We start from the raw sequence: 22,260 nt of genomic DNA on the forward strand, positions 1-22,260 counted from the left end.
TTTCACCACCCCGACTCCTGGTGAGCCATCCGGCGGGGCACGTTTTCCGTGGCACCGGTGATGGAGGAGATGATCTGCTCCTGAGACGCGGTGTTCACGTCGTAGAACCCGTTGTTGCGGCCCAGCCGCAGCACGGCGGCCCGGTCCGCGAGGGCCTTGACGTCTCCCAGGTTGTGGCTGATGAGCAGCACACCCAGGCCGCGGTCGCGCAGCCGGTCGACGAGGTCCAGGACCTCGGCGGTCTGCTCGATCCCCAGCGCCGCCGTCGGTTCGTCGAGGAGCAGGACCCGCGGCTCACCGAGGAGGGAGCGCGCGATGGCGACGGTCTGCCGCTGGCCGCTGGACAGGGAGACGACGGGGCCACGCAGATCGGGGATGCCCCGGGTCAGCCGCTCCAGCAGGCGTCTGCTGCGGCGTTCCATCTCCACCTCGTCGAGGAACCCGAACCTGCGGATCTCCCGGCCGAGGAAGAGATTGCCGACGACGTCGAGGTTCCCGCACAGAGCCAGGTCCTGGTAGACGGTGGCGATGCCGAGGGCGCGGGCGTCATGGGGACGCCTGATGTGGACGGGGCGGCCCTCCCACTCGATGGTGCCCTTGTCCGCGGGGGCGACGCCGGAGATCACTTTGACCAGAGTGGACTTGCCGGCCCCGTTGTCGCCCATGAGCGCGAGGACCTGGCCGGCGTGGATCTCCAGCTCGATGTCCGTCAGGACATCGACGACACCGAAGCGCTTGCACACGCCGTGCAGCGCCAGCAGCGGGGGAGCCGGCACGAGAACCATCTCCTTCCCGGGACACGGCCGCGGTCGGGGAACCGCGCTGTCAGGTCAGTCCGGCCTTCTCGCAGGCGGCCGCGAGCCGGGGGGTGCAGATCTGCCGGACCGAGTACACGCCGTCCTTCACCAGGGTGTTCTTGATGTTGGAGGCGATCACGGACACCGGGTTGAGCATGACGGCCGGCACCTCTGTCCCGCCGCGGGTCCTCACCTTGGTCGTGGCGACCCCGTCGAGGCTCTCACCGCGGGCCGCGGCCACGGCCATGGCGGCGGCGGAGGAGGCTTCGGGCCTGAACGACTTGTAGACCGTCTCGTACTGATCACCGCTGACGATGCGCCGCACGGCGGCGAGTTCGGCGTCCTGGCCGGTGACAGGGGGCAGTGGACGGACCTTGTTCGCCTTGAGCGCGGAGATGCTCCCGCCGGCGAGGCCGTCGTTGGCGGCGTAGACCCCCTGGATGTTCTCGGCGCCGAGTGCGGCGATGGCGCCGCTCATGTTCATGTTGGCTGCCTCCGGCCGCCACTGGAGCGTGTCGTACGACTTGCCGATCTTCACCTTCCCTCTGAGCACGGAGAGGGCGCCCTCCTTGAACGCCACCGCGTTGGGGTCGGCGAGATCGCCGTTCATCATGACGATCTGGCCACCGTGCGCCTTGTCGCCCATGGCCTGCAACAGCGCGCGGCCCTGGAGCCTGCCCACCTCCTTCCCGTCGAAGGAGACGTATCCGGATATCGGGCCCTCGGCGAGCCGGTCGTAGGCGATGACCGGGATGCCCGCATCGTGCGCCTTCTGGACCGTGGGCCGCATCGACCTGGCGTCCACGGGCACGAGCAGGATGGCGTCGACTTTCTCGGTGATCATCGAGTCCATCTGTTCCTGCTGGATGGCCACGTCGTTCTTGGCGTTGGCGTGCTCGATCACGCAGTCGTGGCACAGGTCCTTGATCGTCTTCTCGAGCAGGGGCCTGTCCTGGGTCTCCCAACGAGCGGTGGTGGAGTCCGGCAGCAGCACACCGATCCTCGGCGAGTTCCCCCCGGCGGAGGCGTTACCGGCCTCCGTGCCGCAGGCCGCGACGGCGACCATCGCCGAGACAACGGCCATCGCCATGGCCGCGTTCCCCATGAAGGTCTTCATCGGAGAGACCTCTCTGAACGGGCTGGCCGGGAGGACGACCACGTCGTCAGTGTGACACCGGCCGCAGTGATCTGCGAACCAGGCCGCCACACGGCCGATCTGTCCAGTTGGTCCGTATATGCGATTCTGGTCTAAGGCCCTCATCACACCCTGTCGGCACCTCGGCCTGGACGGGAGGTGGGTGCGGACATGCCTCAGGACGGCAGTGCCCGGGCCGGTGTCGCACAGCTGCGGGCATCCGACGCCGACCCTGCCGGTACCGGCCCGCCGCCGGTGCCCGAGGCCGCCGCGACTGTGCGCGTACTGACGTTCGCCGGAGCGGCGCTGGCGGCGGTCTACGTGCTCGGTGCCGGGACGGAAGAGCTGCGACTGGTGGAGACCGCCGGTCGGGCCGCCTCCGAGTACGGGCTGCCCGAGCGCCTGACCCTGTCCGGTGGCTCACCCGCGGCCCAGGCCTTCCGCACCGGCCGACCCCTGTGGCTGAATCCCACGGCACTCGCCTCCTTCACCGAGGGCGGCCCGATACCGTCGCGCGCGCAGACGTCGCTGGGCGCACTGCCGCTGCGCGCGGAGGGCCGGCGTCTGGGCTGCCTCGTCGCCGTGGGCACGTGCGCGGACGGCTTCGAGCCCGAGCAGCAGCGCTTCCTGGAGGGGTACGCCGACGCGGTCGCCGGCCTGCTCCAGGCGACCGGGGGCACCACGCCGTCGCTGCCGCTGGGTCCCGCACTGCGGCAGCTGCGCGTGGGCTCGTTCGCCCTGGTCCCGGACACCGGCCTGGTCGATGCGGACGAGACCCTCCTCGATCTGGTCGGAATCACGCCGGACGAGTTCGACGGCAAGGCGGACACCCTGCTCGCGCACACCCTCCCGGAGGACATGCACGCCCTGATGTCGGTCCTGGAGCCGTCCGCCCATGCGCTCGGCGGCCGCGTGCTGGAGTTCCGGGTCCGCCGCCCCACCGGCGAGATGCGCTGGCTGAGCCTGAGCTGCCGGGTGCTCCCCGGCAGCGACGACCGGCCCGACCAGGTGCTGGGTGTGGTGACGGCGACCTCGGTCCTGCCCCGGAGCACCGACGACGTCTCCAGGATCCAGTGGCTGACCGCCGCACTCGACGACGCCACCACGGTCGCCGACGTCAGCCAGGTGGTGGTCACCGCGCTCCGCGAGCCGCTCGGCGCCGACCGGGTCGCGCTCGCCGAGCTGCAGGACGACCGGCTCATGGTCACCGTGCTCGACCCGCCGGAGCCCGCCGCCTGGCCCGAGGCATGGCGCTCCGAGTGGCGTTCGCAGTGGCCCGACGCACCCGTCAGCGCGCTGCCCACCCTGCGGCTGGCGCTGCGGGACGGACGGATGGACCTGTGGCCCGCCGGCACAGCCCTCGAACCCGGACTCAACGGCATCGGTCCCGGAGGTCTCGCCGTCCTGCCCCTGCCCGCCAAGGGCCGCCCCGCCGGCCTGTGCCTGATCGGCTGGGACCGGCCGCACGAGTTCGCCCCCGAGGAACGCTCCCTGCTGACCGCCACCGCGGCGCTGGTCGGTCAGGCCCTCAAGCGTGCCCACGCACACGACGCCGAGCAGGAACTCGCCACGATGCTGCAGCGCAGCCTGCTGCCCCGGCGCCTGCCCGAACTGTCCGGAGGGGCCGCCGTCGCCCGCTATCTGCCGGCCCGGCGCGGGTTGCAGGTGGGCGGTGACTGGTACGACGTCATCGCCCTCTCCGAGGACCGGGTGGCACTGGTCATCGGAGACGTGCAGGGACACAGCGCCGGCGCGGCGACGATCATGGGGCAGATGCGCACCGCGGTCAGGGCGTACGCGGTGGAGGGCCACCCGCCCGACGTGGTCGTCTCCCACGCCAACCGACTCCTCGTCGGCATGGAGACCGACCTGTTCGCCACCTGCTGCTACGCCGAACTGGACATGGAGCAGGGCAACACCCTGTTCGTCCGCGCCGGACATCTCGCACCGCTGGTACGGCATCCCGACGGCAGCACCGAGGAGGTGCAGGTCGAGGGCGCGCTCCCGCTGGGCATCGCCGCGGAGGCGGAGTTCCCCATGACGTCGGTCGCACTGGCCCCCGGCACGCTGCTCGCCCTGGTCACCGACGGTCTGGTCGAGGCCGCCGACCTGCCCCTGGACGAGGGCATGGAGCGCACACGCGTCGCGCTCGCCGCCGCCGACCCGTCGGACCCGGGCCGGGTGGCCGACGAACTGCTCGGTGACATCGGCCGCCGGGAGGACGACGTGGCGCTGTTGCTGCTGCGCTACGACGGTATGAAGACCCGGCCGATACGGGCCGGTTGGGCGGTGTGGCGGCTCCCGGACGCCGTCATGCACGCCCGTCGGTTCACCTCGCGCACGCTGCGCCGCTGGCACATCGAGCAAGTAGGGGACTCGGTGCTGCTGGTCGTCTCCGAACTCGTCACCAACGCCCTGGTGCACACCCAGGGGTCGGTCCACGTCGATCTGACGCTCCGCGGGGACCGGGTACGGGTCTGCGTGAGCGACTCCTCCCCGCGATCGCCCGCCAAGCCGGTGATCGTGGACTGGGAGTCGACCGGCGGCCGGGGCCTGATGCTGGTGGAGGCGATGTCGGAGTCCTTCGGCTCCATGCCGGTCGCCAGCGGCAAGCAGGTGTGGAGCGAGATCGTCGTACCGCCCGCCGATCCGGATCGCCCGCGCCCGGGGCTCTGGACGGACCAGGAGGGTCTGCCATGAGAGCGCGTACTCGGCATGCCGTGGCGATGCTCGTCGCGGGACTCCTGGCGATGCCTGCGGTCGCCTGCGCGGGCAAGGACAGGGCGGGCGCGGACGGTTTCACCGTCGGTCTGCTGCTCCCGAGCCGGACACTGCCCCGCTGGGAGCACTTCGACAAGCCGCTGATCGAGAAGCGGCTGAAGGCGCTGTGTCCCCGGTGCGACGTGGAGTACGCCAACGCGGACAACGACGTGACGAGACAGCAGCAACAGATGGCCTCCATGGTCCTGAAGGGGGCCAAGGTCCTGATCATCGATGCCACGGACCCCAAGGCGCTCCGCTCCTCGATCCAGCAGGCGCACGCGGCGGGCGTCCCGGTCGTCGCCTACGACCGGCTCGCCGAGGGTCCGATCTCGGGCTACGTCAGTTTCGACGGCGCCCAGGTCGGCAAGCTCCAGGCCGAGGCACTCCTCAAGGCCATGGGTGACAGGGCGAACGGCGGCAACGTCGTCATGATGAACGGCGATCCGACCAACCCGAACGCGGCATGGTTCAGGAACGGGGCGATGTCGGTCCTCGCCGGCAAGGTGAACATCCGCCGGTCGTACGACACGCCGGGCTGGAGCACGGACACCGCCCACAACAACATGTCCGCCGCCATCGCAGCCCTGGGCCCGCAACGGATCGACGGCGTCCTCGCGGCCAACGACTCCCTGGCGGCCGGTGTCATCTCCGCTCTCAAGAGCGCGCAGGTGCGGAAACTTCCTCCCGTCACCGGCCAGGACGCCGACCTCGAGGCCGTACAGCGCATCATCAAGGGCGAACAGCTCATGACGGTCTACAAGCCCTTCCCGGCGGAAGCCGCCGGGGCCGCCGCCATGGCCGTCGCCCTCGGGCGCGGCGAGAGTGTGCGCGACATCGCCACGACGACGATCGACAGCCCCACCACCAAGCACATCCCGACCGTCCTGCTCACTCCCCGGTCGGTGACGGCCGCCGACATCAGGCGAACGCTCCTCAAGGACCGCGTCTACACCGTCGAGCAGCTCTGCACCCGGGCGCTCCGCCGCGCATGCGACAAGCTCGGCCTGGGAGCAGCGGACTGACCACCCCCTCGGCTTCGTCCCGCATCTGACGGTGCTCGGGGTATCGCGCGCATCGGCGAACCGGCGAACTGCCCGACACGCACGTGGTGTTCACTCGCGCCGACTTGGTCAGTTAATTGTAAAGAACCTTGACAGTTAATTGGTCTAGTCCAACTATGGACCCGGTTCGACCTCACGCACGTCTGTCCTCGCGGTCTTCCGCTGTCCCCGCCTGCTCATTTCGCCATGGGAGCGTCAATGCGACGAACCGGTCCTGTTCCTGCGCTGCTGTCCAGCGTGACCGTAACTGCCTTGTCGGCCACGCTGGTTGCCCTCGGGGGAGGCGGCGCACACGCCTCGTCGCAGCTGTCCCCGCGCCCCGCCGGGTCCATGCCCGCACATGTGGCGGCCCCGTACTTCGAGGCGTGGACCGGTGAGAGCCCGGCGGCGCTCGCCGCGGAGTCGGGCAACAAGTACCTCACGATGGCCTTCCTCCAGACGCCCGCCGCGGGCTCGTGCGCGACGTACTGGAACGGCGACACGACCCAGCCGATCTCCCCGTCGGTGTTCGGTAGCGACATCGCCGCGATCCAGGCTCGCGGCGGCAACGTCATCCCTTCCTTCGGCGGCTACGGCGCCGACACGACCGGCACCGAACTCGCCGACAGCTGCACCAGCGTCGACGCCATCGCCGCGGTGTACGAGAGCCTCGTCAAGACCTACGGCGTCACGCGCATCGACCTCGACGTGGAGGCCGACTCCATCACCAACACCGCCGGCGTCGACCGCCGCAACAAGGCCGTCGCCAAGGCCGAACGCTGGGCCGAACACACCGGCCACAGCCTGCAGTTCTCCTACACCCTGCCGACGACGAACACCGGCCTCGCGCCCAGCGGGGTGGCCCTGCTGCAGAACGCCGTCGACAACCATGCCCGGGTGGACGTCGTGAACATCATGACGTTCGACTACTACGACGGCGCCACCCACGACATGGCGGCCGACACCGAGAGCGCCGCCGTCGGCCTGTACAGCCAACTGGCCGCTCTCCACCCGAAGAAGAGCCCGGCGAAGTTGTGGGGCACGGTCGGCGTCACCGAGATGCCCGGCATCGACGACTACGGTCCCGAGGAGACCTTCACCACGCAGAACGCGGCCACGGTCGAGAAGTGGGCCGAGGCCAAGGGGATCGACACCCTCTCCTTCTGGGCCCTCCAGCGCGACAACGGAGGCTGTGTCGGCACTGCCGGCGCCAACTCCTGTTCCGGAATCGCCCAGGACACCTGGCAGTTCAGCCACGCCTTCGAGCCGTTCACACGGGGCCGCCACACCCACTGACGGCTGAGCCGAAAGGTGCCGATCGAGCCGGCCCGACCGGCCCGACCGGCTCGGTGCTCCCGGGTTCAGGGCCTGGGGGCACCGGGCCGGCGCGATCACGCCCTGCGCTGCTGCCGGATCGGCTCTCCCACCCGGTGCATGTGTGTCAGGGCCTCGCGGTAGGACTGGATCAGACCCGTCTCGTGGTACGGCACTCCGATCTCGGCGCAGTACTCCCGCACGATCACCCGGGCCCGCCGCAGGTGGACCGTGGGCATGCTCGGGAACAGATGGTGCTCGATCTGATAGTTGAGCCCACCCAGCATCACGTCGGTGAGCCAGCCACCGCGCACGTTGCGCGACGTCAGCACCTGGCGGCGCAGGAAGTCGAGCCGCTGTGCACCGGTGATCGTGGGCATGCCCTTGTGATTGGGGGCGAAGGTGCAGCCCAGGTAGACGCCGAACAGGCACTGGTTCACGGCGAGGAACGCCACCGCCTTCCCCGGTGAGAGCACCAGGAACAGGGCGGTGAGCAGACCCGCGATGTGCAGCAGAAGCAGAGCGGCCTCGAGCAGCCGGTTCCGCATGGACGGCGAGCGCAGTGCCCGCAGGCTCGCGACGTGCAGATTGAAGCCCTCCAGGGTCAGCAGCGGGAAGAACAGCAGCGCCTGGTGGCCACCGAGGAGACGGGCCACGCCGCTGCTGGCGCGGGCCTGCTCGGTGGACCACACCAGGATGTCCGGGGCGACATCGGGATCCAGCTCCTCATGATTGGGATTGGCGTGGTGGCGGGTGTGCTTGTTCATCCACCAGCCGTAGCTCATCCCTATGCCGAGGTTGCCGAACAGCCGCCCCCAGATCTCGCTGTGCCGGCGCCGCCGGAAGACCTGCCGGTGGGCCAGGTCGTGCGCCACCAGGGCGACCTGCCCGAACATCACGGCCAGGAAGGCGGCCACGGCCAGTTGCCACCAGGTGTCGCCGAGCGCGAAGAAGGCTCCCCAGCCCGCGGCGAACAGTCCGACCACGAGACCGAGCCGTACCGTGTAGTAACCGGGGCGCCGCTTCAGCAGACCGGCTTCGCCTATGCGCTGGGACAGCCTCGCGAAGTCGCTGCCGGCGCCGGGGGCGGGCGTGCCCGCACGCGCGTCGGCGGCCCGGGTCGCCACGGAGGCATCAGGGGAAATCGTCATGCCGAAGATTCTCGGGACGGCCCACCGCCCCGAAGAAGCCTGCCAGCCACCCAGTGGGTACGCGGGCTGCCCCACGTGACCTCCGGGGGGTTTTCCCCCGTGCGCGCCGCCGGCCTGGCTTTTGCGGCTTCGAGCGGCTGATCACCGACCGCGCGTGGGTACCTCTGCATGGCGTGCTGTCCGCATCATCCCGATAGGATGCATTTTGTGATCAGGTCGGGACGGCTCCAGCGTCGCCCTCCACTCGGTGGCCGACGGGACCCCGTGATGCTGTCACCGGTGATCCTGACCGTCCTCATCAGCAGCCTGGCCTTCGCCACCCCGAGGGAGATCGCCTTCAGCCGCCTCCTGCCCGCAGCACCCGCCCTCGCGGCCGCGTTGTGGGCCGTCGTGCCGACGATCCTCCTGGGGGCGTTCTGCCTGCTGGTCATGATCGGACTCAGCCTCGTCTACTCCGACCTGGGGACGCCGTACACGGGTGCCGCGATCGTCGCGGTCACCTTGGCGGCCGCCTACGCCAGCCATCTACGACTCGAGCGCGAGGAGATGCTCTTCCAGGTGCGGCTCGTCGCGGACGCGGCCCAGAAAGTGCTGCTCCGCCCGCTGCCGCGCCGCATCCAGGACGTCGAGATCGAGTCGCTGTATCTGGCCGCCCAGGAGCAGGCCCGGATCGGAGGCGACTTCTACGAGGCGGCCGACACCCCGTACGGGGTCCGGCTCCTCATCGGTGACGTGCGCGGCAAGGGACTCCAGGCGGTGGGAGCGGCCTCGGCGGTGATCAACTGCTTCAGGGAGAACGCGTACGACCAACCCGACCTGAGGAGCATCATCCGTCGCCTGGAAGCCAGCATCGCCCGGCACAGCCTTGCTTCTCCCACCCCGGACCAGCCCGAGCACTTCGCGACCGCACTGATCGCCGAGATCCCGTACGGCGGTGGGCAGGTCAGAATTCTCAACTGCGGGCACCCGCCACCCCTGCTCGTGCAGAACGGGGAGGTCCGCGTCCTCGAGTCCAGCATGCCCTCGCCGCCCCTCAACCTCGCCACGCTCCTCGGGGACCACTACATCGTTGACACCGTCAACTTCTGCGACGGCGACCAGTTGCTCCTCTACACGGACGGCGTAACGGAGACCAGGAACCGCGACGGCACGTTCTTCCCTCTGCCGGAGTGGATGCGGCAGCTCGGCCAGGCGCCGCCCCGTGAGCTGCTGGACCGGCTTCACCGGGACCTGCTCCACTACAGCGGCGGACGGCTCGACGACGACATCGCGGCCCTCGCCATACGCTGCCGGACCCCACCGGGAGAGGAGCGGCCCGCCTAGAGCGGACGCTGCCGCAGTGTTAGAAAAGGGGCATGAGCGGACGCTCCCGCCGGCCATGGGGGAGAGCGGCGCCGCCGCCGGGCCCGGGGCGGTCGTCCGATCTGCCCCGTCGTGGTCGTACAGGCCCCTGGCCGTCACAGGGACGCCGCCTCTGGCCGTCCCTGAGTGTCCGCACGCTCGCCGCACAGGTCTTCCTGCTGCAGGCCCTCATCATGCTGCTGCTGGTCGCGGTGGCGGCGGCCGCACTGGTGGTGCAGGGGCGGTACGACGCCGAGCGCGGCGCCAAGGACCGTTCACTGGCCGCGGCGGAGGCGTTCGCGCACGCACCCGGCACGGTGCTCGCGCTGCAGTCACCGGATCCGACAGCACGGCTGCAGGCGCCGGCGGAGCGGGCGATGCTGGGATCCGGCGTCGACTTCATCGCCGTCTTGGACGAACACGGGGTCCGGCTCACCGACCCCGACCCTGCCCTGATCGGCACCAAGGCACAGGGCGTCGGCCGAGCCGCCGCGGGGGAGACGTTCACGGAGACGTTCCACGGCCGGCCGGCCGACGCCGTACGCGCGGTCGTCCCCGTGACGGACGCGAGCAGACGCGTGATCGGTATGGTCAGCGCCGGGATCCGGTTCGAGACCCTGGGCCACGTACTGAGCCAGCAACTGCCGATACTGCTCGGCGCGGCGGCGGGGGCACTCGTGCTCGCGACCGGCGGTGCGGCTCTCGTCAGCAGGCGGTTGATGCGGCAGACCCACGGACTCGGCCCCGCCGAGATGACCCAGATGTACGAGCACCACGACGCCGTGCTGCACGCGGTGCGCGAAGGAGTCCTGATCGTCGGCGGCGACGGGCGACTGCTGCTCGCCAACGACGAGGCACACCGGCTGCTGGACCTGCCCGAGGACGCCGACCAGCGGCACGTGACGGACCTGGGGCTGGGGCCCGGCCTGAGACGGTTGCTGGCGTCGGGCGAGGCCGTCTCCGACGAGGTGATGCCGGCCGGGGAGCGGCTGCTGGCGGTGAACACGCGGCACATCGCACCGTACGACGGCGCGCAGGGCCTGGTGGCCACCTTCCGGGACACCACGGAGCTGAGAGCCCTGTCCGGCCAGGCCGAGGTGGCACGGGGCCGGCTCGCGTTCCTGTACGAGGCCGGCACGCGGATCGGCACCACGCTCGACGTACGGCGCACGGCCGAGGAGCTCTCGGAGGTGGTGGTCCCGCGCATGGCCGACTTCGTCACCGTGGAACTCCTCGACTCCGTGCTGCGCGGCGAGGAACCCACCGGCGCCGTACTGCGCATGCGGCGCACCGCGCTGAGCGAATCACGAGCCGGGCATCCGTTGCAGCCGGTGGGAGACCTGATCCGGTTCGTGGTGGCGGACACGCCGATGGTGGCGGCGCTGCACCGCGGCAAAGCCGTCCTGGTGCAGGACCTGAACACCGCCCAGGACTGGCGGGCCCAGGACCCGGAAGGAGCAAGACAGGCCCTGGACTACGGCATCCACTCACTGGTCACGGTCCCTCTGCGGGCCCGCGGGGTCGTCCTCGGCATGGTCAACTTCTGGCGCGGCGCCGGCTCCGCCCGGTTCGAGGAGGAGGACGTCGCCGTGGCCGAGGAACTGGTCGCCCGGGCGGCCGTCGCGATCGACAACGCGCGCCGCTACTCCCGCGAGCACGCCATGGCCGTGACACTGCAGCGCAGCCTGCTGCCCCTGGACCTGCCGGACCAGGACGCACTGGAGATCGCCTCCCGCTACCTGCCGGCGCGGTCCGGCGTGGGCGGCGACTGGTTCGACGTCATCCCGCTGCCCGGCTTCCGGGTGGCCCTGACCGTCGGCGACGTCGTCGGGCACGGGCTGCACGCCGCCGTGACCATGGCCCGGCTGCGGACCGCCGTGCTGAACTTCTCCTCCCTGGACCTGGCCCCGGACGAGCTGCTGAGCCGTCTCGACGAGATGGTGACCCGCCTGGACACCCAGACGGCGAATGCCGACGACGACCGTGCACCGCTCACCGGCGCCACCTGCCTCTACGCCATCTACGACCCGGTCGGCGGGCGCTGCACCGTCGCCCGGGCCGGCCACCTCGCACCGGCCGTGGCCGACGAACACGGCACGGTGACCATGCCCGACGTCCCCCTGTCGCCGCCCTTGGGCGTGGGTGGGCACCCCTTCGAAGCCGGCGAGCTGGCCCTGTCGGAGGGCAGCCGACTCGTCCTGTTCACCGACGGCCTGATCGAGAACCGCACCCGGGACGTCGACGAAGGCCTGGACCTGCTCCGCTCGACCATCGCGCACGCGGACCAGACACCGGAGGAGACCTGCCGCGCCCTCATGGAGACGCTGTTGCCCGAGACACCCCGTGACGACGTGGCGCTGCTCGTCGCCCGGACCCGGCTGCTCGACCCGTCCCAGGTCGCCATCTGGGACGTGCCCTCCGATGCGCAGGCCGTGTCCCGGGTGCGTACGGACGTCAGCCGCCGCCTGGACGACTGGGGGCTGCAGGCGTCGGCGTTCAGCACGGAACTGATCCTCAGCGAGCTGCTCACCAACGCGATCCGGTACGGCGCTCCGCCCGTGCGGGTCAGGATCCTGCTGGGCAGCACCCTGGTCTGCGAGGTGTCGGACGGCAGCAACACCTCACCCCGGCTACGGCGCGCGGCCACCACCGACGAAGGGGGCCGCGGCCTGTTCCTGGTCTCCCAGTTCGCGGACCGCTGGGGCACCCGCTATGCGGCGCAGGGCAAGGTGATCTGGGCCGAGCAGACCCTGAACCACGGCCGGGAACCGGACGCGGCCGCTCTGTTCAACGCCGTGGCCTGGTGACACCGTCCGGTGTGCATCCCATGACGGAACGAGGAGGGACCGGGGTGCTACCGGTCCGTCAGCGGCAGCACAGGGATGGAGTGGTCTCGCCAGATGAGGCGGGACGTCTCCTCCGGATACGCGATGACGGTCGATCGCGTGTCGAAGAGCTGTGTGCGGCGTTGTCCGACGTCGTACGGGGCCCAGCCGGGGTCACCGTACGCCGCGAAGGCGGTCCACGCGGTGCGCATACGTGCGGACAGCTCTTCCCCGGCGGGGGAGGGGCTCTCGCCGATCAGCGCCGCAGGCTGGCCGCTGCCCAGGTTGCCGAACACGAGAGGTACGTCGAGGCCGTGGCAGGCGCCCAGGACACCCCCCATTCCCGGGGCGGGCCAGGTCAGTTCGTACACGTGGGCACGTCCGCCGCCGGTGATCTGCGCGGTGGCGAGGTGGAGGCTCGGCATGCGGAACAGCCAGTCCGAGTTGACCAGTTCGTACAGCTCGTCCGGGCCCGCGCCCGGGAAACCGTCGCGGTACCGGCGTGCGCCGTCCGGGCCAGGGGCGAAGACCCGCAGGGCAGTCTCGGCCTGCTCCGCCGTCACCTGCCCCAGCATGCCGTCGAGCGCGGTCAACAGCCGCTGCTCGTCACGCGTGTGCCCGACAAGGAGGTCGATGTCCCGGCCCGCACCGTCGGCCAGGGCCTGCCAGGGAGTGACGGGCAGAACATCACCGTCGACGACGGGCGAGAACGGGATCGACCTGTGTGCGACGGGACCCCAGCGCTCCGCGAACGAGGCGCACTTGGCCGTGATGGCGTCGCCGGCCGCCGGCAGCAGGTTCGGGGCCACGGTCGCCAAGTCGGCCACCGTGGGCCGCAGTCCCAGCTCGGCCGCGCAGGCGGCGGCGATGTCGGCAGCGAGCGCCGCTGAGAAGAACGTACCCGGTACGCTCTGCGCGATGGCCCGGCGGAAGAGCCCCGCCGCGCGCGGCATCGCCAGCAGCGCCGCGACCGACCCCGCGCCCGCCGACTGGCCGAAGACCGTGACCTGGTCCGGGTCGCCCCCGAAGGCCCGGATGTTGTCGCGCACCCACTCCAGCGCGGCCACCTGGTCGAGCAGTCCCCGGTTGGGGGGCGCTCCGTCGATGTACGCGAACCCCTCTATGCCCACACGGTAGTTGAGCGTCACCACGACGACACCGCCCTCCCGTGCGAGGCGGGCCCCGTCGTACTCGGGGAGGCTGGACATGCCGATGCTGTAGGCGCCGCCGGGGATCCACACCATCACCGGTAGTCCGGCTCCCGGGTACGGCTCCGGCGACCAGACGTTGACCGTGAGCCAGCCGGAGCCGACCGACTCCCGTGCCAGCGCGTCCATGCCGAAGTGCCCTGCCTGTGGAGGCGGCGGGCCGTACGACACGGCCATGCGTACGCCGTCCCACGCCGTGACCGGCTGGGGTGCGGCGAAACGGAGCCGGTCCACCGGCGGCTCGGCGAAGGGGATGCCGCGGAAGACCGCCAAGCCTTCATCCGCGCTGCCGCGCAGCACTCCTGCTGCGGTGCGCACCTCGGGCTCGGAACCGGTCGGCTCGGACGCGGCAGTCATCATCACAGTCCCTTCGCGGGCGGGGAGAACGCACAGCGTGCGGCCGCCCCTCTGCCAGGGCGGCGGGCGCACAGCTGCCATCGGGGATCATCCCGCCGAGTCAGGTTGCGGGCCAGCCATTTTCGGAGCAGGCCGCCGCGGTCGCACACGGCAACTCCGCACGGCCGACAGCACGCCCCGGCCCAGGTCATTGCAGGATCATGAACAATCCTCACCTTTCTGTGGACTCCTCGACACAGCGCTCCTATGGTCGCCGTCGGCGCGACCACTGTCGTACGCACCCGAGGAGCCGCATGTCCCGCAGGAGACTCAGCCGTGCCCTGGCCGTCGCCCTCACCCTGGCGGCAGCCACAGCCGTCTCCGGGCCCACACCCGCGCAGGCCGAGCCGATTCCCAAGGCCCCCGGCCACCGGCTGGTCGACGCCTACGACGGCGCCCCCGCCACCGCCCAGCCCCTGCCCGGCACGCAGCCCCCGCAGCACCCGTTCCTCGCGGCCAACGGCCGCAGCGGCATGCACGCCGATGCCTGGGGCAGTGCCACCTACCCGTGGAACGGCCCGCTCGGCAGGCGACCCCAGGTCGGCAGCGAACGAATGGCGCTGCTCGGTGGCGAGTGCGCCAACGTCACCTTCGACCGGGAGGGCCGCATCGTCACCGTCTGCGGGACGTTCAAGGGCTTCCTGGTCAAGCTGCTCGACCCGCACACTCTGGCGACCCTGGCCGAGTACAAGCTGCCGCAACGGCCGTCCACCATCGAGGCGATCACCCGTCTCGACTTCTCCCGGATCTTCAAGGACACGTCCGGCGGCGCCTACTCCTACCTCGACGACCAGGACCGGCTGGTGCTCGCAGACTCCCGCCAGCACCTCCTGCGCCTGGCGCACCGACAGGCCCCGGACGGAACCTGGAGCTTCAGCGTCACCGACGACTGGGACCTCGGCAGTCACGTACCGCATGACTGCGTCACCTGGACCAACCTGCACCCCAGCGGCGACTGCGACCCGGTCACGTCCGTCGTGCCGGACTGGAACGGCCGCATCTGGTGGGTCACCCGGCAGGGCCGTGTCGGCACCGTCGATCCCACCACCGGCACCATCCGGTCCGTCCAGCTCGCCGGCGAGGAGATCCAGAACTCCTTCGCCGTCGCCGAGGACGGCGTCGCCATCGTCTCCGACCACGCTCTCTACGACTTCCGCGCCACGGCCGACGGCACACCCGAGGTGATCTGGCGGCAGACCTACGACCGGGGAACCGGGACCAAACCCGGCTCGGTCAACCAGGGCTCCGGCACCACGCCGGACATTTTCGGCGAGGGCGGCAAGTACGTCGCCATCACCGACAACGCCGACGACCGCATGCACGTCCTGGTCTACCGTCGGGATGCCACCGTCCCTGACGACCGCCGCCCGGTCTGCGAGATCCCCGTCTTCGGGTCCGGGGCCTCCACCACGGACAACTCCTTGATCAGCTGGGGCAACAGCCTCGTGGTCGAGAACAACTACGGCTACGAGAACATCAGCTCGCTCACCTTCGGACGCAGCGTCGTCGGCGGAGTCACCCGCATCGACGTCCGCAAGGACGGCAGCGGTTGCGACACCGTGTGGGAGAGCGGCGAACGCTCACCCTCCACCGTGCCGAAGCTGTCCACCGCCAACGGCCTGCTGTACCTGTACACGAAGGACCCGAACCCGCTGGGCATCGACGCCTGGTACCTGACCGCCGTCGACTTCCGCACGGGCGAAACCCGCTTCAAGCAACTCGTGGGCACGGGCATCAACTACGACAACAACTGGGCTCCGATCACCCTCGGCCCCGACGGCACCGCCTACGTCGGAGTGTTCAACGGCCTCACCGCCGTGCACGACGGCATCTGAGCAGCCGCTGCCCATCTACCAGCCTTCCGCGTCGAGTTGAGCCATCTGAACCCCGATTCGTCGCGACCGGACCATTGACTCCACGAACACATGTTGGTTGAGTGGCTCATCCACTGAGCCACTCGGGAGGACGGCGTGGAGGCACTGCCCCGCGAGACCATCGTCGATGTTCTGGAGAGCCGACTGCGGGAGGACATCCTCACCGGGCGCCACCCGGCGGGCAGTTACCTGCCGCCCGAGCGCACACTCGCCGACGGTTACGGCGTCACCCGTACCACCCTCAAGCACGCCTTCGGCCGCCTGATGCAGGCCGGACTGCTGGAGACCCGGCACGGCGTCGGCACCCGCGTGCGGGACTATCTGCGCCTGGGCGGCGCCGACCTGCTGCCCATGCTCGTACGGCACAGCCCCGACTGGATCGGTGAGGTCTTCGAAGTACGGCGCAGCATCGGCGCGTTGATCGCCGAGCGGGCCGCGGCGCGGGCGACCGACCGGCAGCGAGCCGAGCTGCGCACGCTCCTGGCAGTCGTGGGGGACGCGGCGGACGCCGATGCCGTGCAGCTCGCGGACATCGAGGTCCACCGGGCCCTGGCCCGCGCCACCGGCAATCGCGTCTACGTCCTGCTGACCAACACCCTCTTCAACGCCTATCTGCCGGTGCGTGCCGCACTCAGGGGCCCGTTCACGGACGCCGGGGTGGCCCGCGGGCGCCTGGAGCCGGTGGTCGAGGCGGTGGCGTGCGGGGACGAGGCCGGTGCCCGGCGGGCGGCCGAGCAGTACCTGACGGCGACCGAGCGGATCATGCTGGAGGGCCTCGCATGAGCGGGCGGACGGCCTCACACACGGCCACGAGCACCGGCTCGCCCGCTCGTGGCACCGCCTTTCGCGAGACGATGCTCGGCACGTTGCGGCTCGACGACGAGGACCGTACGCGCCGGGTCCGCCTCGATCTGACGGTCTCGGCCGACCGCCTTCTCCGCCTCCTCGGTACGACCGAGGCCCGCGCCACCGGCCGGATACGGATCGCGGGCTGGGCCGACGACCCCGACGCGGAGGGGGAGTTGGAGATCTCGCCGCTCGCGCGACGCCGCATCCGCTACCGCATCACCTTCACCGCCGAAGGCCGCCGACTCACCCTCGACGGCTGGAAGTCCGTCACCCCGCGCCACCCCGTGGCCTCGATGACCGTGCTGCCGTACACCCTCCACGAGGACGGCGAGCGGATCGGCACCGGCACCCTCCGATTCCCCCTCGGCACGCAACTCCTCCCCTTCCTGGCCAGTTTCCGCTTCCCACGGCAGCAGGATCCCGATGCGTTCCTCCCGCCACGCTGGCGCGGCGAGCCCGGCCGTACCGAGGTCTGGTACACCACCGTCACCGACCCGGCCACCGGCAGCGGACTGTGGCTGCACCACGAACTGACCGCGCCGGCCGACGGATCCGAGCCGTACGCGCACGGGTGGGCCGCGGTCTTCCCCCAGGACGGACCCGTGCGACACTCCCGCTTCGGCCCCGCCAAGTGGACTCCCGAGGAGTCCGGCTTCAGCGCCGACGGGGTCGCGGTCCGACCCGGACGCCTGTCCGGAGCGGCCGAGGGCGGTGGCCTGCGCTGGGACCTGACCGAACGCCCCACGGACGAACCGCTGTTCACCTTCCCCCGCTGGTCCTGGCGCCGGCCCCTGCTTCCCGCCGCCCAGATGCTCCCCGCGGCCAGAGCCACCTACGACGGCACGTTCACCCACGACGACACCAGGCTGACCCTCACCGCCGCCCCGGGCGCCTCCGCCCGCATCTACGGCCACGGCAACGCCCGCCGCTGGGCGTGGCTGCACGCCGACCTCGGCGGCGGAGACGTCCTGGAGATCGTCGCCGCCGTCTCCATGCGCCCGGGCCTGCGCCGACTTCCCCCTCTCGTCTTCCTCCGACTGCGCCGGCAGGGTCGCACCTGGCCGCGCCGCCCCGAGCGTTCCGCGACCGGTTGGGCGGGAGTGGGTCGCTTCCGCGCCGGCATCGCCCTGCCCACCTGGACGGTCACCGGCCGCGCCGGCCTGCGCCGGATCCGGGTCGAGGTCACCCAGCGAGCGGACCGTACCCTCGCCCTCGACTACACCGACCCCGACGGTCGACACGCGACGTGCCACAACAGCGAGCGCGCCGACGCGCACGTCCTGCTGGAACGGTGGTGGTTCGGCGGTTGGCGGACCGAGGCCGAGTGGACGCTGGACGGCACGGCCCACGCGGAGGTGGGCACACGATGACTCTCACCGGCCTCGTGTCCGCCCTGATCGCCGACGACGGCACAGCAGACTGGCCCCGTCGCGTCCCCGCCAGACTGGAGACGGTCCTCACCACGATGCCACTCGCCGCGCGGGCCGGCCTACGGGCAGCAGCGCGCGGCGTGGACGCCTACGCCATGACACGCACAGGACGCACGCTCGCCGCACTCACCACGCCCGAACGGGAATCCGTACTGGCTGAACTGGCCGCACGGCCCGCCCTTCTCCCCCTCCTCGACGTGCTGAAGGTGCCCGTCCTGCTGGCCGCCGGAACGGAGCGGATGCTCCAGGACGGACCCGCACCGCGCGGCCTCGCCCGCCAGGATCCGCCGCTCGACCTGACGCCCGCGCCCGCCTGGCCCGCGCGCTCCACCGCCGACGCCGTCGTCATCGGCTCGGGCGCGGGCGGTGCGACGGCCGCGCGGACCCTGGCCCGAGCCGGGCTGGACGTGGTCGTCGTGGAGGAGGGGCAGCACCACTCCACCGAGTCGTTCGGCCGGCGCACACCCCTGGACCGCTTCGCCGACCTCTACCGGGACGGCGGAGCGACCGTCGCCGTCGGCAACCCACCGCTGCTGCTGCCCACGGGCCGAGCCGTCGGCGGCACCACGGTCGTCAACTCCGGTACCTGCTACCGCACTCCGGACCACGTCCTGGCCCGCTGGAGCAAGGACTTCGGATTCACGCCCGCCGACGGCTTCGATCGGTACCTGGACGAGGCCGAGCGCACCCTGCGGGTGGCCACCCAACCGGTCGACGTCCTCGGCAACAACGGCCGCATCGCACTCAACGGCGCGCGCGAGCTCGGCTGGCAGGCCGCGCCCCTGCGCCGCAACGCGCCCGGCTGCCAAGGCTCCTGCCAGTGCGTGGTGGGCTGTCCGACCGGCGCCAAACAGAGCGTGCAGGTGTCCGTGCTGCCCGAGGCCTGCGCCGCGGGGGCCCGTATCGTCACCGGAGCCCGAGTCGAGCGCATCCTTATCGACACGGACCGGCCCGGAGGCCCGCGCGCGGCAGGAGTACGCGCCCGCTGCGGGGAGAGCGGCGGCTTCGAGATCCTCGCGCCCCTGATCGTCGTCGCCGCGGGCGCGCTGCAGTCCCCACCGCTCCTACGCCGCTCCGGCCTCGGCCGGCACCCCCGCCTCGGCCGCAATCTCAGCGTCCACCCGGCCACGAGTGTCGCCGGACGCTTTGCCGAACCGGTCACCGCCTGGGAAGGAGTGCTGCAGAGCGTCGGCGTCGAGGAGCACCACTCGCAAGGCATCCTCGTCGAGGCCACCGCCACCCCGCCCGGCATGGGCTCCTTCATCCTCCCCGGACTGGGTACCGAGCTGCGCCGCGAACTGGAGACCGCCGACCGGCTCGCCACACTCGGCGCGATGATCGCCGACCGTCCCTCCGGTCGCGTCCTCGGCCGCGACCGCACACTGATCCGTTACGACCTGGACGGCCGCGACGCAGGCCGCTTGCTACGTGCCGTGCGTGCCATGGGAGAGCTGCTGTTCGCCGCAGGAGCCGAGGAAGTGCTCACCGGCATCCCCCGTACACCCCGCGTACGCAGCCTCACGGAACTGGACTCCGTCCTGGCGGGCACGAGCGCACGCCACCTCCACCTCTCGGCCTACCACCCCACCGGCACGGTCGCCGCAGGCGCAGACCCGCACCGCTTCCCGGCCGACCCGTGGGGCAGGCTCCGCGGAGTACACGGAGTACTGCTCGCCGACGCCTCCGTGCTCCCCAGCTGCCCTCAGGTGAATCCCCAACTGAGCATCATGGCAACGGCGTTGGCGATCGCCGAGGTGGCTGTCCGTGCATGAGAACCAGGATTGCCTGCCGGCAAGTCCGCCGACCACCCGCTGTACGGCGGGCCGGCCCGAGAGCGGGCTCCGCCGGCGACTGGGAGACGTTGTCGGGCCAGCCCGCAGCTCGGCCACGACATACGATCGGGACGTGACGATCACGTACGACTGGCGGGCCGACGTCGACAACGCCTCCCTCAACGCGCTGCACGCCGACGGCTTCGGCCACCCGGTTGCTCGGACCGACTGGCGGGCACGACTTGAACGCCACAGCCTCGGCTGGGTCTGTGCGTGGGAAGACGGCATCCTGGTCGGCTTCGTCAACGTTGTCTGGGACGGCGGTGCTCATGCCTTCATCCTGGACACGGTGGTCGCCCAGCACTGCCGGGCAAGAGGAGTTGGCGCCAGGCTCGTCGCGATCGCGGCCGAAGAAGCCCGTGCCGCGAAGTGCGCGTGGCTTCACGTCGACTTCGAGGACCACCTGCGTCCGTTCTATTTCGCTGCCTGCGGCTTCCAGGAGACGACGGCCGGGCTGATCGCCCTGTAGCCCTGTGCTTGGCCCACGCACGTCGTGACACTCTCCGGAGTGCGACTTGACCTTGCCCTTGAGGGCAGGGTTTAGCGTTCGTGGAGATGAACGGCATGAAGATCGGCGAGCTGGCCAGACGCGCCGGCGTGACAATCAAAGCGGTGCGTTACTACGAATCGCTCGGGTTGATCACGCCGCGCCGGCTCGCCAACGGGTACCGGGACTACGACGAGGACGACGTGCGGATGGTGCGAGAGATCCGGGCTCTCGGCAGCCTCGGCATCCCGGTCGAGCGCACACGGCCGTTCCTGGAGTGTCTGGCGTCCGGACAGCAGCACGCCGACGACTGTCCGGCGTCGCTGGCCGGCTATCGCGAGGCCATCGACGAGCTGACCGAGCGGATCGAGGCCCTGACCAGCCGCCGAGCGACCCTGATACGGCATCTGAGACAGGCCGCCTATCGCAACAGCAGCAGTCCAGCGCCCGACGACGGAGAGCACATCATGAGCGACTTCCACCGCCTGCCCGCGCACCTGCCCGTCCCGGAAGACGACGGCGCGGCCGACCACCTCCCCGGCTTGAAGGCACCCCACCTCGAACTGGCCGACACCACAGGCGAGGTGGTCCGTATCGATGCCCTCGGCTCGGGCCGCACGATCGTCTACATCTACCCGCTCACGGGCCGCCCGGATGCCGACCTCCCCGACGGCTGGGACTCCATCCCCGGAGCACGGGGCTGCACCACCGAAGCCTGCGATTTCCGCGACCATCACCAAGAGCTTCTTGCGGCCGGGGCGCAGAGGGTCTTCGGTCTCTCCAGCCAGGACACCGCCTATCAACGCGAGGTCGTCGAGCGGCTCCGCCTGCCGTTCGCCATGCTCTCCGATCCTCGGCTGAACCTGGCCGCGGCCCTGGGCCTGCCCACGTTCGACGTCGACGGGGTGACGCTCTTCAAGCGGCTGACCCTCGTCATCCGAGATGGGGTGATCGAGCAAGTCTTCTACCCGATCTTCCCGCCCAACGTGCATGCCCAGCAGGTCCTGGCGTGGCTGCGCGACAACCCCGTGGCGTGAACTTCCGTGTGCTCAGCGGGTGGTGAAGCCCCCGTTGACGAAGAAGACCTGGCCGTTGGCCCACCAGCCGTCGGTGAGCAGGAACTTCACCCAGGGGACGATGTACTCGATCTTGGTGAGGTCGCCGTTCATGGCCTGCGCCTTCAGATAGGTGACGGAGTCGTCGGTCTCGGCCGGATAGAAGAATCCGGTGTCCATCGGCCCGGGCGCAATGGTGTTGACGGAGATGTTCCGGCCGAAGAGTTCCTTGGACAGGGCGCGGGTGAAGTCCTCGACCGGTGCCTTGCTGCCGGCGTAGAGGGAGTACAGGCCGGTGTAGCCGGCCAGCAGCGAGGTGACGACGGTGAGGATCTTGCCGCCGTCCTCGATCCGCTTGGCGGCCTCCTTCATCACGAAGAACGCGGCCTTGGAGTTGACCGCGAACATGCGGTCGTACTCCTCGGGCGTGACGTCGACAAGGGGCTTCTTGACGACCATCCCTGCCGTGTTGACGCTTGCGTGCAGCGAGCCGAAGCGGTTCACCACCTCGTCGAAGACCCGCTCGACCTGATCGGGCTGTGTCAGATCGCCCTGCAGCGAGAACGCCTCGCCGCCCTTGGCCGTGATCTCGTCGACGACCGACTGCGCCTTGGCCGCGGACGATTCACTGTTGTAGTGCACGGCCACGCGTGCGCCGGCGTCGGACAGGGTACGGCTGATCAGCGCACCGAGGTTGCGGGATGCGCCGCCGACGAAGACGGGCTTGCCTTCCAGGGTGTTGGAGATGGCGGTGACCATGAGT

The 22,260-nt window shown here is 70.6% G+C and carries 16 protein-coding genes; 11 read left to right on the forward strand and 5 right to left on the reverse strand.

The annotated features are described in order from the left end of the window. Window positions 1-2: 2 nt before the first annotated feature. Window positions 3-785 (reverse strand): ATP-binding cassette domain-containing protein, encoded by a 783-nt coding sequence (locus ACIRVH_RS38985; protein ID WP_403964020.1) that lies wholly within the window; start codon window positions 783-785, stop codon window positions 3-5. 40 nt (window positions 786-825) lie between these two features. Beyond that, window positions 826-1,914: a substrate-binding domain-containing protein gene (locus tag ACIRVH_RS38990; protein ID WP_403964023.1), complete on the reverse strand. Its 1,089-nt coding sequence runs from the start codon at window positions 1,912-1,914 to the stop codon at window positions 826-828. Window positions 1,915-2,103: 189 nt separating this feature from the next. Here ACIRVH_RS38990 and ACIRVH_RS38995 point away from each other — a divergent pair, with 189 nt between their 5' ends. The 3 genes from ACIRVH_RS38995 to ACIRVH_RS39005 all read left to right on the forward strand — a co-directional run bounded on the left by ACIRVH_RS38995 (window position 2,104) and on the right by ACIRVH_RS39005 (window position 7,031). Next, a complete protein-coding gene (locus ACIRVH_RS38995; RefSeq protein ID WP_403964026.1) occupies window positions 2,104-4,632 on the forward strand; it encodes a SpoIIE family protein phosphatase in 2,529 nt (842 codons plus the stop codon). Continuing rightward, window positions 4,629-5,717, forward strand: a complete 1,089-nt coding sequence (locus tag ACIRVH_RS39000; RefSeq protein WP_403964030.1) for a sugar ABC transporter substrate-binding protein — start codon at window positions 4,629-4,631, stop codon at window positions 5,715-5,717. The genes ACIRVH_RS38995 and ACIRVH_RS39000 overlap by 4 nt, the downstream gene beginning before the upstream one ends. A gap of 291 nt (window positions 5,718-6,008) precedes the next feature. Continuing rightward, window positions 6,009-7,031 (forward strand): chitinase, encoded by a 1,023-nt coding sequence (locus ACIRVH_RS39005; RefSeq protein ID WP_403964033.1) that lies wholly within the window; start codon window positions 6,009-6,011, stop codon window positions 7,029-7,031. Window positions 7,032-7,126: 95 nt separating this feature from the next. On the opposite strand, the gene ACIRVH_RS39010 is transcribed toward ACIRVH_RS39005, so the two are convergent. Continuing rightward, the gene (locus ACIRVH_RS39010; RefSeq protein ID WP_403964036.1) at window positions 7,127-8,200 is read right to left on the reverse strand and encodes a fatty acid desaturase family protein; all 1,074 of its coding nucleotides are present in this window, start codon (window positions 8,198-8,200) and stop codon (window positions 7,127-7,129) included. 207 nt (window positions 8,201-8,407) lie between these two features. Between ACIRVH_RS39010 and ACIRVH_RS39015 the strand changes: the two genes are divergently transcribed. Both ACIRVH_RS39015 and ACIRVH_RS39020 read left to right on the forward strand, forming a co-directional pair. Then, complete coding sequence (locus ACIRVH_RS39015) at window positions 8,408-9,523, forward strand: PP2C family protein-serine/threonine phosphatase (protein ID WP_403964039.1); 1,116 nt, start codon at window positions 8,408-8,410, stop codon at window positions 9,521-9,523. Window positions 9,524-9,555: 32 nt separating this feature from the next. Then, on the forward strand, window positions 9,556-12,348 hold the full coding sequence (locus ACIRVH_RS39020; RefSeq protein ID WP_403964042.1) for a SpoIIE family protein phosphatase: 2,793 nt from the start codon (window positions 9,556-9,558) through the stop codon (window positions 12,346-12,348). A 47-nt stretch (window positions 12,349-12,395) separates the two neighbouring features. Here the strand turns inward: ACIRVH_RS39020 and ACIRVH_RS39025 are convergent, their stop codons facing one another. After that, window positions 12,396-13,931, reverse strand: a complete 1,536-nt coding sequence (locus ACIRVH_RS39025; RefSeq protein WP_403964200.1) for a carboxylesterase/lipase family protein — start codon at window positions 13,929-13,931, stop codon at window positions 12,396-12,398. A 293-nt stretch (window positions 13,932-14,224) separates the two neighbouring features. Between ACIRVH_RS39025 and ACIRVH_RS39030 the strand changes: the two genes are divergently transcribed. The 6 genes from ACIRVH_RS39030 to ACIRVH_RS39055 all read left to right on the forward strand — a co-directional run bounded on the left by ACIRVH_RS39030 (window position 14,225) and on the right by ACIRVH_RS39055 (window position 21,479). Further along, window positions 14,225-15,805 (forward strand): hypothetical protein, encoded by a 1,581-nt coding sequence (locus ACIRVH_RS39030; RefSeq protein ID WP_403964045.1) that lies wholly within the window; start codon window positions 14,225-14,227, stop codon window positions 15,803-15,805. Window positions 15,806-15,940: 135 nt separating this feature from the next. Further along, a complete protein-coding gene (locus ACIRVH_RS39035) occupies window positions 15,941-16,627 on the forward strand; it encodes a FadR/GntR family transcriptional regulator (protein ID WP_403964047.1) in 687 nt (228 codons plus the stop codon). Further along, window positions 16,624-18,063, forward strand: a complete 1,440-nt coding sequence (locus ACIRVH_RS39040; protein WP_403964050.1) for a hypothetical protein — start codon at window positions 16,624-16,626, stop codon at window positions 18,061-18,063. Before ACIRVH_RS39035 ends, ACIRVH_RS39040 begins: the two co-directional genes overlap by 4 nt. Then, window positions 18,060-19,895, forward strand: coding sequence for a GMC family oxidoreductase N-terminal domain-containing protein (locus tag ACIRVH_RS39045; RefSeq protein ID WP_403964053.1), 1,836 nt, complete (start codon window positions 18,060-18,062; stop codon window positions 19,893-19,895). Before ACIRVH_RS39040 ends, ACIRVH_RS39045 begins: the two co-directional genes overlap by 4 nt. A 133-nt stretch (window positions 19,896-20,028) precedes the next feature. After that, the gene (locus tag ACIRVH_RS39050) at window positions 20,029-20,424 is read left to right on the forward strand and encodes a GNAT family N-acetyltransferase (protein WP_403964056.1); all 396 of its coding nucleotides are present in this window, start codon (window positions 20,029-20,031) and stop codon (window positions 20,422-20,424) included. A gap of 95 nt (window positions 20,425-20,519) precedes the next feature. Further along, window positions 20,520-21,479, forward strand: coding sequence for a MerR family transcriptional regulator (locus tag ACIRVH_RS39055; protein ID WP_403964202.1), 960 nt, complete (start codon window positions 20,520-20,522; stop codon window positions 21,477-21,479). Between the two features lie 12 nt (window positions 21,480-21,491). On the opposite strand, the gene ACIRVH_RS39060 is transcribed toward ACIRVH_RS39055, so the two are convergent. Further along, on the reverse strand, window positions 21,492-22,256 hold the full coding sequence (locus ACIRVH_RS39060) for an SDR family oxidoreductase (protein WP_403964059.1): 765 nt from the start codon (window positions 22,254-22,256) through the stop codon (window positions 21,492-21,494). Window positions 22,257-22,260: the final 4 nt, after the last annotated feature.

Source organism: Streptomyces sp. NPDC101165, assembly GCF_044768135.1.
In the GTDB taxonomy this organism is placed as follows: domain Bacteria; phylum Actinomycetota; class Actinomycetes; order Streptomycetales; family Streptomycetaceae; genus Streptomyces.

What these genes read in the sequence shown, in the direction of transcription:
- ACIRVH_RS39040 (WP_403964050.1), top strand. Translation starts at nt 16,624, where the DNA reads ATGAGCGGGCGGACGGCCTCACACACGGCCACGAGCACCGGCTCGCCC.
- ACIRVH_RS39045 (WP_403964053.1), top strand. Translation starts at nt 18,060, where the DNA reads ATGACTCTCACCGGCCTCGTGTCCGCCCTGATCGCCGACGACGGCACA.
- ACIRVH_RS39010 (WP_403964036.1), bottom strand. Translation starts at nt 8,200, where the DNA reads ATGACGATTTCCCCTGATGCCTCCGTGGCGACCCGGGCCGCCGACGCG.
- ACIRVH_RS39020 (WP_403964042.1), top strand. Translation starts at nt 9,556, where the DNA reads ATGAGCGGACGCTCCCGCCGGCCATGGGGGAGAGCGGCGCCGCCGCCG.
- ACIRVH_RS39000 (WP_403964030.1), top strand. Translation starts at nt 4,629, where the DNA reads ATGAGAGCGCGTACTCGGCATGCCGTGGCGATGCTCGTCGCGGGACTC.
- ACIRVH_RS38985 (WP_403964020.1), bottom strand. Translation starts at nt 785, where the DNA reads ATGGTTCTCGTGCCGGCTCCCCCGCTGCTGGCGCTGCACGGCGTGTGC.
- ACIRVH_RS39055 (WP_403964202.1), top strand. Translation starts at nt 20,520, where the DNA reads ATGAAGATCGGCGAGCTGGCCAGACGCGCCGGCGTGACAATCAAAGCG.
- ACIRVH_RS38990 (WP_403964023.1), bottom strand. Translation starts at nt 1,914, where the DNA reads ATGAAGACCTTCATGGGGAACGCGGCCATGGCGATGGCCGTTGTCTCG.
- ACIRVH_RS38995 (WP_403964026.1), top strand. Translation starts at nt 2,104, where the DNA reads ATGCCTCAGGACGGCAGTGCCCGGGCCGGTGTCGCACAGCTGCGGGCA.
- ACIRVH_RS39060 (WP_403964059.1), bottom strand. Translation starts at nt 22,256, where the DNA reads ATGGTCACCGCCATCTCCAACACCCTGGAAGGCAAGCCCGTCTTCGTC.
- ACIRVH_RS39025 (WP_403964200.1), bottom strand. Translation starts at nt 13,931, where the DNA reads ATGACTGCCGCGTCCGAGCCGACCGGTTCCGAGCCCGAGGTGCGCACC.
- ACIRVH_RS39030 (WP_403964045.1), top strand. Translation starts at nt 14,225, where the DNA reads ATGTCCCGCAGGAGACTCAGCCGTGCCCTGGCCGTCGCCCTCACCCTG.